Origin of the sequence: Streptomyces sp. CBMA156 (assembly GCF_014596515.1) — a bacterium.
GTDB lineage: Bacteria > Actinomycetota > Actinomycetes > Streptomycetales > Streptomycetaceae > Kitasatospora.
Genome location: NZ_MSJQ01000031.1, coordinates 1 through 13064 on the forward strand (window position 1 = coordinate 1; position 13064 = coordinate 13064).

11 protein-coding genes, 1 tRNA gene and 1 pseudogene are annotated in these 13064 nt (G+C 74.7%); 2 read left to right on the top strand and 11 right to left on the bottom strand.

Going from position 1 to position 13064, the window contains the following annotated elements; all coding sequences use genetic code 11:
• Positions 1-120 precede the first annotated feature (120 nt).
• The 9 genes and pseudogenes from BU198_RS02215 to BU198_RS02255 all read right to left on the bottom strand — a co-directional run.
• Positions 121-1317: pseudogene (locus tag BU198_RS02215) on the bottom strand (ABC transporter permease); the annotation flags it as partial.
• A 32-nt stretch (positions 1318-1349) separates the two neighbouring features.
• Entirely contained in the window at positions 1350-2105 is a 756-nt protein-coding gene (locus BU198_RS02220; RefSeq protein WP_188295106.1) for an ABC transporter ATP-binding protein, read from the bottom strand.
• Positions 2102-2401, bottom strand: coding sequence for an SHOCT domain-containing protein (locus BU198_RS02225; RefSeq protein WP_188295107.1), 300 nt, complete (start codon positions 2399-2401; stop codon positions 2102-2104). Before BU198_RS02225 ends, BU198_RS02220 begins: the two co-directional genes overlap by 4 nt.
• Before the next feature lie 288 nt (positions 2402-2689).
• On the bottom strand, positions 2690-3367 hold the full coding sequence (locus BU198_RS02230; RefSeq protein WP_188295108.1) for a response regulator: 678 nt from the start codon (positions 3365-3367) through the stop codon (positions 2690-2692).
• On the bottom strand, positions 3364-4566 hold the full coding sequence (locus BU198_RS02235) for a sensor histidine kinase (RefSeq protein ID WP_188295109.1): 1203 nt from the start codon (positions 4564-4566) through the stop codon (positions 3364-3366). The genes BU198_RS02230 and BU198_RS02235 overlap by 4 nt, the downstream gene beginning before the upstream one ends.
• 146 nt (positions 4567-4712) lie before the next feature.
• Positions 4713-7235: an ATP-dependent Clp protease ATP-binding subunit gene (locus BU198_RS02240; RefSeq protein ID WP_411293127.1), complete on the bottom strand. Its 2523-nt coding sequence runs from the start codon at positions 7233-7235 to the stop codon at positions 4713-4715.
• Between the two features lie 104 nt (positions 7236-7339).
• Positions 7340-8044 (bottom strand): VIT family protein, encoded by a 705-nt coding sequence (locus tag BU198_RS02245; RefSeq protein WP_188295111.1) that lies wholly within the window; start codon positions 8042-8044, stop codon positions 7340-7342.
• Between the two features lie 122 nt (positions 8045-8166).
• Positions 8167-8781, bottom strand: coding sequence for an HAD family hydrolase (locus BU198_RS02250; RefSeq protein WP_188295112.1), 615 nt, complete (start codon positions 8779-8781; stop codon positions 8167-8169).
• A 229-nt stretch (positions 8782-9010) separates the two neighbouring features.
• Positions 9011-9082: transfer RNA gene (locus tag BU198_RS02255), tRNA-Val, on the bottom strand.
• Positions 9083-9227: 145 nt separating this feature from the next.
• Here BU198_RS02255 and BU198_RS02260 point away from each other — a divergent pair.
• Positions 9228-10637, top strand: coding sequence for a hypothetical protein (locus BU198_RS02260; RefSeq protein WP_188295113.1), 1410 nt, complete (start codon positions 9228-9230; stop codon positions 10635-10637).
• Positions 10638-10718: 81 nt separating this feature from the next.
• The gene (locus BU198_RS02265) at positions 10719-10946 is read left to right on the top strand and encodes an FmdB family zinc ribbon protein (RefSeq protein ID WP_188295114.1); all 228 of its coding nucleotides are present in this window, start codon (positions 10719-10721) and stop codon (positions 10944-10946) included.
• Between the two features lie 15 nt (positions 10947-10961).
• Here BU198_RS02265 and BU198_RS02270 read toward each other — a convergent pair whose 3' ends face one another.
• Positions 10962-11795, bottom strand: coding sequence for an HAD family hydrolase (locus BU198_RS02270; protein ID WP_188295115.1), 834 nt, complete (start codon positions 11793-11795; stop codon positions 10962-10964).
• Positions 11795-13064 (bottom strand): cysteine protease StiP family protein (locus BU198_RS02275; RefSeq protein WP_223243814.1); only part of this gene is annotated, 1270 nt, incomplete at its 5' end. The genes BU198_RS02270 and BU198_RS02275, both read right to left, overlap by 1 nt.

Consider the following 13064-nt stretch of genomic DNA (forward strand, 5'->3'; position numbering starts at 1 on the left):
ACCCTGGGGCTCGGACTGCTGCCGCAGTACTTCCTCGACCTCGCCTCGAAGGCCTCACTGTTCGTGCGCTGACCTTGTGCGTCCGCCATTCCCGACCAGGGCCCCGTCCGGGCCGCGCCCCGTCCGCCCGGCCCGGACGGCCGGCAGCAGTGCGGAGCCGACCGCGACCAGCGTGCCGACCAGCAGCGACAGCAGGACGGCGGCCGTGCTGATCACCATGCCGCCGGCCGGCAGGGCGAAACCGAGCGCCGAGAACAGCGCCTTGAGCCCGGCGGCCACCCCGATGCCGCCCAGCAGCCCGCCCAGCGAAGCCAGCAGGCCGACCGCCAGCGCCTCCGCCAGCGTCGCCCCGAGCACCTGGCCGCGCCCCGCGCCGAGCGCCCGCAGCAGCGCGTTCTCCCTGGTCCGCTGGGCGACCACGATGGCGAAGGTGTTGTGGATGGTGAACGTCGCCACCAGCAGCGCGATCCCGGCGAAGACCAGCAGCAGCGTGGTGAACATGGTCAGGAACCGCCCGGACACCAGCTGGGTGGACTCCTGGGTGGCCGCCGCGCCGGTGATCGCCTGGACGCCGGCGGGCAGCTGCGGGGTGATCCGGTCGACCAGCTCGCGCTGGGAGACCCCGTCCACCGCGCGGACCTGGATCGAACCGGCCTGTCCCTCCCCCTTGGGCGTGAGGTACCGCTCGGCGTCCGCGAAGGTCATCGCGGTGAAGGTGCTCGGCCCCATGCCGTCCGCGCTCGCCCCGAAGGTGGCGATGCCGACGACGGTGACCGGCACCGGCTCTGGCGTGCGCAGCACGGTGGTCGAACCGAGGTGCAGCCCGCCCGCCTCGGCCGCGCCCCGGTTCACCACGACCTCGCCCGGGGCGGCCGGCGCCCGGCCCTCGGCCAGCCGGTACGGGTTGAGCCGGCCGTCGGTCAGCCAGTTGCCCGCCAGGGTGGGCGGGCCCTGACCGCCGATCGGCTTGCCGTCGGCGCCGATGAGCTGGCCCGCGCCCTGGACGGAAGGCTCGGCGGCCGCCACCCCCGGCACCGTGCGCAGCCGGTCGGCGAGCGCCGCCGCCACCGGTGCCCGCACCCCGCCGACCGTGCCGGCCGAGTCCAGCACGTCGGCGCTGCGGACCACGGCGTCGGTGCCGGCGTTGGCGTCGGCGAAGAGGGTGTCGAAGTTGGCCCGCAGGGTGTCGCCCAGCACCATCGTGCCGGTCAGGAAGCTCACCCCGAGCAGGACGGACAGCAGGGTGCCGGCCAGCCGCCGCCGGTGGGCGCTCAGCGAGCGCAGGCTGAGCCGGAGGGGAACGGTGTTCACGCGCATGGCCCTCGTGCCGCGCACGGCCCTCCCCGCGCTCATGACCGCCCCCGCTCGAAGGCCTTCATCCGGTCCAGCACCTGGGCGGAGGTGGGCTGTCGCATCCGGTCCACCAGCCGTCCGTCGGCGAGGAAGAGCACCTCGTCGGCCCAACCGGCCGCCGTCGGGTCATGGGTGACCATGACCACGGCCTGGCCCGTCTCGTCCACCGCCCGGCGCAGCAGGCCGAGCACCTCGCCGCCGCTGCGGGAGTCGAGGTTGCCGGTCGGCTCGTCGGCGAAGACCACCTGCGGCCGCCCGGCCAGTGCCCGGGCCACCGCGACCCGCTGCTGCTGACCTCCGGAGAGCTCGCTGGGACGGTGCCGGAGCCGGTCGCCGAGGCCGACGACCTCGATCAGCGCCGCCAGCCAGGCTTCGTCGGGGGCCGCCCCGGCCAGGTCGAGCGGAAGGGTGATGTTCTCCAGGACGGTGAGGGTGGGCACCAGGTTGAAGGCCTGGAACACGAAGCCGATCCGCTCCCGGCGCAGCAGCGTGAGCCGCCGGTCGTCGAGCCGGCCCAGCTCGGTGTCGCCGATCCAGGCACTGCCCGCGGTGAGCGTGTCCAGCCCGGCCGCGCAGTGCATCAGGGTGGACTTGCCCGATCCGGACGGGCCCATGATCGCGGTGAACCGCCCGGCCGGGAACTCCACCGTCACGTGGTCCAGCGCCCGGATCTCGGTGCCGCCGACGCCGTGGATCTTCACGGCGTCGGCGACCCGGGCGGCAGCGCCCCGTACGACGTCCAGGGTGGTCACCTGGCGCCACCGCCCTTGGCGTCGCCCCTCGGCGACTCACTGAGCACGGCCCGCTTGGCGCGGTACTCCTCGGCGTCGATGTCACCCTCGGCGTAGCGGCGGCCCAGGACGGCCATCGGGTGCTCCGTCACGGCTCCGGCACCGGCTCCGTAACCGGCGCCGAACCCGCAGCCGTGCCGCCGCCAGACCGTGCGGCGCAGCACCGTGATCACCAGGACCGCCACGGCGATCCAGACCAGTGGGATCAGCAGGATCCACGGGCCGGGGCCGTGCCAGTCGGCCAACTGCGTGTACATGGTGGTTCAACTCCTCGGTGGAGGGACTCCAGGACCTCGGGGGGTTCCCGAGATGTCCAGAGCGTCCCGCCGAGGGGCCTCATCGCGCGTCCTACCAGCAGCGGCAGTCGGGGTACTCCCGGGAGAGTACGGACCTCCGCCGACACGCCGGTCCTGGAGTAGCCCGACGCAGATCCGGGCCGGCCACACCACTCGTGCCCGGCCGCACGCCTCCGAACCGGCCGCACGCCGGACTCGCCGCACAGAACCGGCCCAACCGCGGAGGCGGCCCCACCGCAAAGGGGCGGCTCAGCCCAGCCAGCCCGGCCGCACCAGCCCCGACTCGTAGGCCAGCACCACCAGTTGCGCCCGGTCCCGGGCCCCGAGCTTCAGCATCGCCCGGCTGACGTGCGTCTTCGCCGTCAGCGGGCTGACCACCAGCCGCCGGGCGATCTCCTCGTTGGACAGCCCCATCCCGACCAGCGCCAGCACCTCGCGCTCCCGCTCGGTCAGCATCGAGATGTCCGAGAGCCCCTCAGGCACGGCCTCCGGCCCCTTGGACCGGGCGGCGAACTCGCCGATCAGCCGTCTGGTGACCCCCGGCGAGAGCAGCGCGTCCCCCGCGACGGCGACCCGGATCGCCCGCAGCAGGTCGGCCGGCTCGGTGTCCTTGACCAGGAAGCCCGCCGCTCCCGAGCGCAGCGCCTCGAAGACGTACTCATCCAGCTCGAAGGTGGTCAGCACGACCACCCGCACGGAGGACAGCGCCGGGTCCTCGGCGATCCTCCTGGTCGCCTCCAGCCCGTCCATCCGCGGCATCCGGATGTCCATCAGCACGACGTCCGGCACGAGTTCACGGGCGAGCCGCAGCGCGGCCTCGCCGTCGTCCGCCTCGCCGACCACCGTGAGGTCGTCCTGGAGGTCCAGCAGGGCCCGGAAGCCCGCCCGGACCAGCAGTTGGTCATCCGCCAGCAGTACCCGAATCAATCGCTCTCCGCCTTCGGTGTCGGCAGCTCGGCCCGGACCCGGAAGCTGCCGTCCGGCAGCGGCCCCGCGGTGATGGTGCCACCGGAGGCCGCCGCGCGTTCCCGCATCCCGACCAGCCCGCTGCCGGAACCGCCCGCGTCACCGGGCACCGCGGGCCCCGGGTCCTCCACCCGGACCACCAGCACGGCCGGGTCCGTCCAGTCCAGCACCACGACCGCCTCGCGGGCCGCCGAGTGCCGGACGACGTTGGTGAGCGCCTCCTGGACGATCCGGAAGGCGGTGAGGTCGACGGTGGCGGACAGGCCGCGCCGCTCGCCGTGCTCGTACACCTCGGTGTCCAGGCCCACCCGGTCCGCCTGCTCGGTGAGTTCGTCCAGCCGGTCCAGCCCGGGGGCAGGCCCGCGCGGCGCCTCTCCGGGCCCGCGCAGCGTCGCGAGCACCTGGCGGACCTCGCCGAGCGCCTCCTTGCTGGTCGACTTGATGGTGACCAGCGCGCTGCGGGCCTCCTCGGGCCGCCGGTCGAACAGCGCGAGCGCGGCCCCCGCCTGGACGTTGATCAACGACAGGCTGTGCGCCAGGATGTCGTGCAACTCCCGGGCCATCTTGAGCCGTTCCTCGTTGGCCCGGCGCTCCTCCAACTGCTGCCGGTAGGCCCGGTGGGCGGCGATCCGCTCGTGTCTGAACCGGACCAGCTCGCCCCCCGCCATCACCAGCAGCAGCCAGGCCGACAGCACGAGTTCCCCCGGCCAGATACTGCCGGACGGCGGCGCCGCGCGCTGCCAGCCCGCCGGCAGCACGAAGGTGACCAGCAGGTGCACCAGGTAGACCCCGGCCACCCCGGCCCAGGCCGCCCGGCGGTGCCCGGTGCCGATCGCCACGCAGCAGGCGATCAGCCAGCTCAGGAAGGCCGGCCCGTACGGGTACCCGGCGGCCAGGTACCCGGCGGTGACCGCCGAGGTGCAGGCCACCACCGCGACCGGCCGGCGGACCCGCAGCACCAGCAGGGCCGGTCCGAGCAGCAGCAGGAGGTAGCCGACGGCGTCCAGCGGGGCCCGCCCGTGCTGGTTGTGCGCGGCGAAGGTCGAACCGACCACCTGGACCGCCGCGGCCACCGCCGCCAGCCCCAGCGGGTACCCCGCCTTGGCCGCGCGCACCCACGGCGGATGCCACGGCGCCGGCGGCTCGGTCGACGGGGACATGGGCGGCATCATGCCCACAAGCTAGACCCGCGGCCCGCCCTCCCGCGTCCTCCGCCAGTGGCGTTCGGGCGTACTCCCGCTGGAGTACGCCCGAACGCGGTCGCCTTCAGCGGATCGCGGTTGCCGTCGGCAGGACCCGGTCGCCGTCAGCCCTCCGCGGCAGCGGCGGCCTCCGCCTCCTCGAAGGTCGCCGACGCCTCCGGCCGCGCCAGCGTGACCACCAGTTCCCCGTCGCTCACGTCCGCGATCAGCGTGTCCCCCTCCCGCACCGTCCCGTCCAGCAGCAGGTTGGAGACCCGGTTGTCCAGCTCCGACTGAATCGTCCGGCGCAGCGGCCGGGCCCCGAACTCCGGCTGGTACCCCCGGTTGACCAGGTACTCCTTGGCCGCCTCGGTGACGTCCAGCCCGACGTCCTGGGCCCGCAGCCGGCGCCGGCTGCGCTCCAGCAGCAGGTCCACCACCGACAGCAGGTCCTTCCGGGTGAGCGCGTGGAAGACGATCACCTCGTCGATCCGGTTGAGGAACTCCGGCCGGAACTGCCCGCGCAGGTCGCGCATCAGGTCGTCGCGGATCTCGTCCACGTTCCCCGCGTGGTCGAGGATCCGCTGTGAGCCGATGTTGCTGGTCATGATCACCACGGTGTTGCGGAAGTCGACCGTACGCCCCTGGGCGTCGGTCAGCCGCCCGTCGTCCAACACCTGGAGCAGCAGGTTGAAGACGTCCGGGTGGGCCTTCTCCACCTCGTCGAAGAGCAGCACGCTGTACGGCTTGCGGCGCACCGCCTCGGTCAGCTGCCCGGCCTCCTCGTAGCCGACGTACCCGGGCGGGGAACCGACCAGCCGGGAGACGGTGTGCTTCTCCTGGAACTCGCTCATGTCGAAGCGGATCATCCGGTCCGGGTCGCCGAACAGCAGCGCCGCCAGCGCCTTCGCCAGCTCGGTCTTGCCGACGCCGGTCGGCCCGAGGAAGAGGAAGGAGCCGGTCGGCCGCTCCGGGTCGCCCATCCCGGCCCGGCCGCGGCGCACCGCCTGGGCGACCGCGGTGACCGCCTCGTCCTGGCCGATCACCCTCTCGTGCAGGTGCTCCTCCAGCTTGAGCAGCCGCTCCCGCTCGGTCGCGTTCAGCTCCGCGACCGGGATGCCGGTGCGGGAGGAGAGCACCTGCGCGATGTCGTCGGCCGTCACGTCGACGACCTCCTCGCGCGACTCGGCGATCGCCGCCAGCTCGTCCTCGGTCTGCCGCAGCTCGGTCTTCAGGTTGGCGGCCCGGACGAACTCCTCGTCCGCGACGGCCTCGTCCAGCTCCCGCTTCAGCTTGGTGATCCGGTCCTGCACCCCGGTCGCCTCGGTGGACCCGCTCAGGCTGCGCAGCCGGACCCGCGCTCCGGCCTGGTCCAGCAGGTCGATCGCCTTGTCGGGGAGGAAGCGGTCGCTGACGTACCGGTCGGAGAGCGTCGCCGCCGCGTCCAGCGCCCCGTCGGTGAACCGCACCTGGTGGTGCGCCTCGTAGGCGTCGCGCAGCCCCTGGAGGATCTCGATCGTCTCCTCGACGCTCGGCTCGGGCACCAGCACCGGCTGGAAGCGGCGCTCCAGCGCGGCGTCCTTCTCCACGTGCTTGCGGTACTCGTCCAGCGTGGTCGCTCCGACCACGCTCAACTCGCCGCGGGCGAGCGCCGGTTTGAGGATGTTGCCGGCGTCCATCGAGCCCTCGCCGCCACCCGCGCCGACCACGGTGTGCAGCTCGTCCAGGAACAGGATCACGCTCTTCTCGGCCGCGGTGACCTCATCGATCACGTTCTTGAGCCGCTCCTCGAACTCGCCCCGGTACTTGGAGCCGGCCACCAGCGCGGTCAGGTCGAGGGTGACCACCCGCTTCTCCCTGAGGCTCTGCGGCACGTCCCCGGAGACGATCCGCTGGGCCAGCCCCTCGACGATCGCGGTCTTGCCGACGCCGGGCTCGCCGATCAGCACCGGGTTGTTCTTGGTCCGCCGGGAGAGGATCTCGACGGTCTGCTCGATCTCCTCGGCCCGCCCGACCACCGGGTCCAGCCGGCCCGAGCGCGCCTCCTCGGTGAGATCGCGCCCGTACTCGTCCAGCGTCGGCGTCTCGCTCGGGCGCGCGCCCGTGCCGCTGCGCTCGCCTCCCGTACCGCGGCCCTCCATCACGGACTTCAGCGCCTCCTGCGAGGGCGCCGCGTTGCGCAGCGCCACGCCGGCGCCCGAGCGCTCCTGGTCCAGCAGCGCGCCGAGGATGTGCTCCGGGCCGATGTACGAGGCGCCGGCCGCCTGCGAGCGGGCGTGCGCAGCGAGCAGCGCGCGCTTGGCCGAGGGGGTGAGCGCGGGCTGCCCGTCCACCGCGTCGGGGTTGCCGGACGGCAGGGCGTGCTCCAGGTCGCCGGAGAGCCGGTCCGGGTCGATGCCCGCCCGCTCCAGCATCCGGCGCGAGGGGTCCACCCGGGTGGCCGCCCAGGCCAGGTGCGCGGTGTCGAGGTCGCTGGAGCCGTCCTCGACCGCCCGCTGCGCGGCCAGCGCGAGCAGTTCCTGCGAGGACTCGCTGAGCAGCCGCCCGATCGGCACCCGCTGCACGGCGGGCGGGGAGGCCAGCGGGCTCATCCCGAAGAACCGGCTGAGCAGGTCGGAGAACGGATCGTTCGATCCGAACGGGGGCATGGTCACGGCAGTTCACCTCTCCCAAGCGGTTTGCAGCCACACAAACACAGGCCGCACCGCCGCGCCTGTCGAGCCGGCCGGGGCCGTCACCCGGTGTGGCGCCGTCACCCGGTGGCCTGATCCAGCAGCACACCGCCGCTGTACGTCACCGCCATCGCCAGCAACCCGCCCGCGACGTTGCGCACCACCGCCCGGCCGGGGCCGGCACCCCCCAGCCGGGCGCTCGTCCAGCCCGACAGGGTGAGCGCGACCACCACCGACCCCACCGTCACCAGCAGCCGCCACGACTCCGGCGGCAGCAGCACCGCCAGCAGAGGCACCAGCGCGCCCAGCGTGAACGCCGCGGCACTGGCCAGCGCCGCCTCCCACGGATTGGTCAACACCTCGGGGTCGATGCCGAGTTCGGTCTGCGCGTGGGCGGCCAGCGCGTCCTGCTCGGTGAGCGCCACCGCCACCTCCCTCGCCAGATCGTCCTCCAGCCCGCTGCCCCGGTAGTAGTCGGTCAGCTCGTCGAGCTCACCCTCCGGGTCCTCCGCGAGCTCCCGCCGCTCCTGCGCCAACGCGGCCTGTTCGGTGTCCCGTTGGGTGCTGACCGAGACGTACTCCCCGGCCGCCATCGACATCGCCCCCGCCAGCAGCCCGGCCACCCCGGCCGCGAGCAGCGCCGTCCGGGAGCCCTCCGCGCCCGCCACCCCGGTCACCAGGCCGGCCGTCGACACCACGCCGTCGTTGGCCCCCAGCACGGCGGCGCGCAGCCAGTTCAGGCGCGAGGAAAGCTCCGCCCGCGTCTCCCCGACCTGCTCAGTCATCCGCCCACCGCCCTCAGGGGTCCGACCGGTCCCCCCGATCCTCGCCCGCCACCCCCGGCCCCGCCACCCACGTCCCCCGGCACCTCGGCTCAACGGCGGCCCCCACGGCACCCGCTGACCGGCTACCCCAGCACGGCGGCCAGCGCCCGCCGCAGATCCTCCGGCCCCCGGTAGCGCACCCCGGTCATGCCCAGCGCCACCGCCGCGTCCACGTTCTCCTGCCGGTCGTCCACGAACAGGCACCGCTCGGGCGATGCCCCGGCCCGCTCGGCGGCGATCTCGTAAATCCGCCGGTCCGGCTTGGCGCTGCCCACCAGGGAGCTGTTCACCACCTCGTCCGCCAGGTCCGTCAGCCCCAGCAGCGCCAGGTCCTCGTCCAGCCATGCCGGCGCATTGGTCACCAGCACCACCCGGCAGTGCTCGCGCACCCGCCGCAGCAGCCCCACCACGTCCTCGTCCGCCCGGAACGGCGCGTTCGCGAACGCCTCCGCCAGCCCCCGCGCCTCGGCCTCCGGCACCCGCCCGGCCAGCCCCCGCGCGATCGAGTCCACCCACTGCGCCCGTCCGATCTGCCCAAGCAGCAACGGCAGATCGTTCTCCGGCGCGAACCCGACCGCCGCCGCACTCCCCTCCGCCACCCCCGCCGCCCGCTCCAACGCCGCCACCCGGCCCTCGTCGAAGAACCGGATCACCCCGTCCACATCGCACAGCACCGCATCGAACGCCCCGGTCACCATCCCCCTTGCCTACCACCGAGCCTCCGGCACCCGATGGACGGGGCACAGCCGGCACCGGTGCCCGGCTCAATCGCATGATCATTTGGGCGAAATTCAGGCGGCCCCGTCACGCACCAAAGCTGCGGCGAGGCCGCCCGAGGCTGCGACAGGCCTGCCGGAACGACTGCGGCCCAGGTCGGAATCATGCTCCCGACCTGGGCCGCAGCCTCGGTTCTTGCCATTCGAAGGGTGGGCGCGGACGGTTTCGAACCGCCGACATCTGCTTTGTAAGAGCAGCGCTCTACCACTGAGCTACGCGCCCCCCGTCGCGGGCCGGTGGGCGCACGACGAGAGCCCAGGGTACCTGGTCCAGGGGGGTGGTGGGGGCCAGGTGCCCGGTGGGGCGGAGGCGGGGCGGGGCCGGTGGGGTGGGAGGGGGTGACGGGCCCGCGGGGGGATCGGGGAGAATGGAGGCCGGATCAGCGGGTCGGAGCAGGGAGCGCGCAGTGACGGTGGCCGGCGGGAGCGGGCGGGGGCGGCGTCGGGCGGGGAGTGCGCCGGCCGACGCGTTGGTGTTGCCGGTGGTGCTGGCCGGTGCGCTGGCGGCGGTCGGGCTGGCGTCGGCCGGGACCGGCGGCTGGTGGGGCCGGCGCGGCGGCGGCGAGGGCGGACGGACGCAGGCCCGGGAGGCCAGGGCGGCGGCCCAGGAGGCGTTCTACGAGCTGGAGGAGACCCAGCGCGAGGTGCAGCTCGCGGTGGAGACCGTCCGCGCGGCCGAGGACGGCCGGACGGCGCAGGGCGCGCTCACCGACCTGGCGGCGATCTCCGGCCGGGTCGATCAGGTCACCGTGAACTACCTCGCCGCCCTCGACGCCCACAACCTGGACAGCGAGACCCTGGACGCGGGCACCGCCGCGCAGGCCAAGCGCCAGCTGGAGGACGTCAAGGGCCAGCTCGGCTCGGCCAAGGCGGAGCTGAACGACTTCCTGCGCCGACTGCAGCCGACCCTCCAGCACGCCGAGCAGCAGCTGATGCGGGTCACCCCGGCGGTCGAGCAGGCCAAGCGCGCGCTGCTCGCGGCCAGCAACGCGCTGGACGAGGTGCGCGGCGCCGGCCTGCGGGCGGACGACCTGGCGGCCCGGCTGGCGGAACTGGCGCCCGAGCTCGGCCGGCTGAACGAGGGCCCGGCCCGGCACGGCGTCGCGGACACCCTGCGGCGCGCGGACGACGTGAAGCAGCGCGCCGAGGCGATCGCCGCCGACGCCGGGCAGCTGCCGGAGCGGGCCCGGGAGATCGACCGGCGGGTGGCGAGCCTGCGGACCCGGATCCAGGCGCTGGAGACCAAGGCGGAGACGGTCGCGCCCGCCCTGAGCGAGCTGCGCCGCCGGTTCAGCACCTCCTGCTGGCAGGACCTCCAGCGGGTGCCCGACCAGGTCGCGGAGACCGGCCGCGCCGCCGAGCGCAAGCTCGCCGAGGCCGCCCGGGCCCGGGACGAGCAGCGCTGGGCGGACGCCACCGGCGCGATCGGTACGGTCCGCGCGCTGCTGGAGACCGCCGACGGCTCGGTGCTGGCGGTGAACGACCGGCTGCGGCAGCTGAACGAGGTGCAGCACGACCCCCACCAGGAGATCGAGCGCGCCCGCTTCGCCATCCGGGACGCCCAGCGGCTGGCGATGGCCGGGCGCAGCGCGCCGGATCCGCGGCACGCCGCGCCGCTGGACGAGGCGGTGGCCCGGCTGGACCGCGCGGTGGCCGCGCTGGAGGAGGCCGGCCGGCACCCCGACTACTGGCACTTCCTGACCGAGCTCGCGGCGGTGCGGGACACCGCGGCACAGGTGATCGGGCTGATCCGCGGGGACCTCGGCGGCCACCGGTAGCGCCGGAGCAGACGGCGGTAAGACCGGACGACCGGGCGGAACAGGCGGCCCGCGGACACCCCCGCTGGGTACCCTGCCGGTATGCCACGCTACGACTTCCGCTGCCGCTCCTGCGGAGCCACCTTCGAGCTCCGCCGCCCGATGGCCCAGGCCAACGACCCCGCCGTCTGCCCGCAGGGGCACCAGGACACCGTGAAGCTGCTGTCCACCGTCGCCGTCACCGGCGCGGCCGGCGCCCAGCAGGCCCCCGCCGCCGGGGGCGGGGGCGGGGGCGGGGGCGGTTGCTGCGGCGGCGGCTGCTGCGGGTAGCCGCCGGTCCCCCGGTCAGACCCCGACCGGCAGGGCCGTCGCCCCCGCCAGGAACTGCCGGACGATCTCCTCCCCCGCCGTCACCCCCACCTCCGTCAGGGCGGTGACGCCGGGGGCCGTCCAGCCGCTGTCCGCGAGTTCGCCGTGCCCGGGGCGCCAGCCCGCGTCCGCCGCGAGCAGCAGGTCCGCGTCGAGCAGGGAGTCCCCGGCGGCCAGCACGGTGTCCGCACCGCTGCGCCGGACGACTTCGGCCAGGGCGGCGCTCTTGGTGAGCGGCGCCGGCACCGCGTACACCTTGCGGCCCTGTAGCGAGACCGACCAGCCGCGCTCGGCGCACCAGCCGGTCAGGTCCGCCAGCCAGCCCTCGGGCAGCGCGGCGCGCTCGACCACCAGGTAGGCGAACAGCTCGTCGGCGACCCGCCGCTTGTGGGTCCACTCCGGGTCGGCGCACAGCGCGAGCCGCCGGACCACCTCCTCCAGCGGGGCCGAGCCGGCGGCTATCCGCCCGGTGATCTCGGCCCGCCAGTCGCCGTCCGGCACGCCGTCCACCAGCAGCTGTCCGCCGTTGGCGCAGATCGCGTACGCGGGGACCCAGTCCGGCGTCGGGCCTGGCAGGTTGACCCGCCCGTACTGCTCCGGCGTCCTGGTGGTGGCCGGGACGAAGCAGGCCTCCCGGGCGAGTTCGGCGAGCAGCCCGGCGGCCCGCTCGGTCATGAAGGACAGCGGGCGCCCCTGGTACAGCTCGACGCAGAGCAGCCGCGGCGCGAGCCGGTCGGGCACGTCCAGGGCCATGGCCCGCTCGGAGTAGATCAGCGTCCGGTCGAGGTCGCTGGCCACCAGAACACCCATCAGGAATCCCTCCCCGTAGTCTCGGTCACGGCCCGCTCATCGGCGACGGCCCGCCCGTCGGTCACGGCCGACCCGTCGGTCACGGCCCGCCCGTCTCCCCCGGTCGCCCCGCGGCTGTAGCGGGGGTGGATCAGCCCGACGCAGGTGTACGGCAGCCCGTCCACCTCCTCGACCCCGACGCCGCGCTGGGCGGCGAGCAGCCGGACGTGGTCCAGGTCCGCACCCGCGCCGCGCCGGGCGAGGATCCGCCAGGGGACGCGGCGCAGCAGCACCCGGGTGGTCTCGCCGACGCCCGGCTTGACCAGGTTGACGTTGTCGATGCCGTACTCGGCGCTGATCCGCTCCACGGCGGCCCAGCCGGCCCAGTCGGGCACCCGGTCCGGGTCGGTGGAGAGCCGGCCGGCGCCCTGGACGGCGGCGGCGCGGACCTCGCCGAAGCGGGCGGCCACCGCGTCCAGGAAGGCCGCGGAGACGTCGCTCCCGGCCAGTTCGGCGTAGTGCTTGGCGCCGTGGAAGTCGTCCGGACCGATCAGCCCGGCCCGCAGTACGGTGCGCGAAACCAGCCCGGAGACCGTGGAGTTGAGGCAGGCGGACGGGATCAGGAAGTCGTCCCTGGTGCCGTACGTCCGCACGCAGCGGCCCGGGTCGGCGAGCACCGCGAGGTCCGGGTCGAAGCCGGTGCCGGCCAGCGCGTCGGCGAGTTCGCGGGTGATCGCGCCCTTGCCCGTCCAGCCGTCCACGAACACCACGTCCTGCGCGCGGTGGTGGGCCGCCAGGTACCGGAGCGCGACCGGGTCGATGCCCCGGCCACGCACGATCGAGACCGCGTAGTGCGGCACGGAAAGGCCGTGTGCGAAGGCCAGCCAGCGGCGGATCAGGATGCCGACGGGCGTGCCGGCCCTGGCCAGCGAGGCGAGCACCAGCCCGGGGCCGCGCTCGCGCAGCAGCGTCTCGGCGACGGTGCCGACGGCGAGCGCGATCCGGCCGGCGGAGCCACGCAGCGCCTGGTGGAACAGGTCCTGGTAGGCGGGGCTGGGCTGGTACTCCACCGGCAGCGACTCGGCGTAGTGCGCGCCGCCGTTCTGGACGGCCTCCTCGCGCTCCTCGGTGGGGGCTTCGAGCGCGACCCCGGAGAGGTCCTTGAGCAGCCAGGCCACCTCCTCCGCCGGGTACGAGGAGAACGCCGGCCCGTACAGCGGCACGGGCAGCGAGGACCGCGCGGGCGGCACGGGCGGCACGGGCGGCGAGGGCGGCGAGGGCGGCACAGGC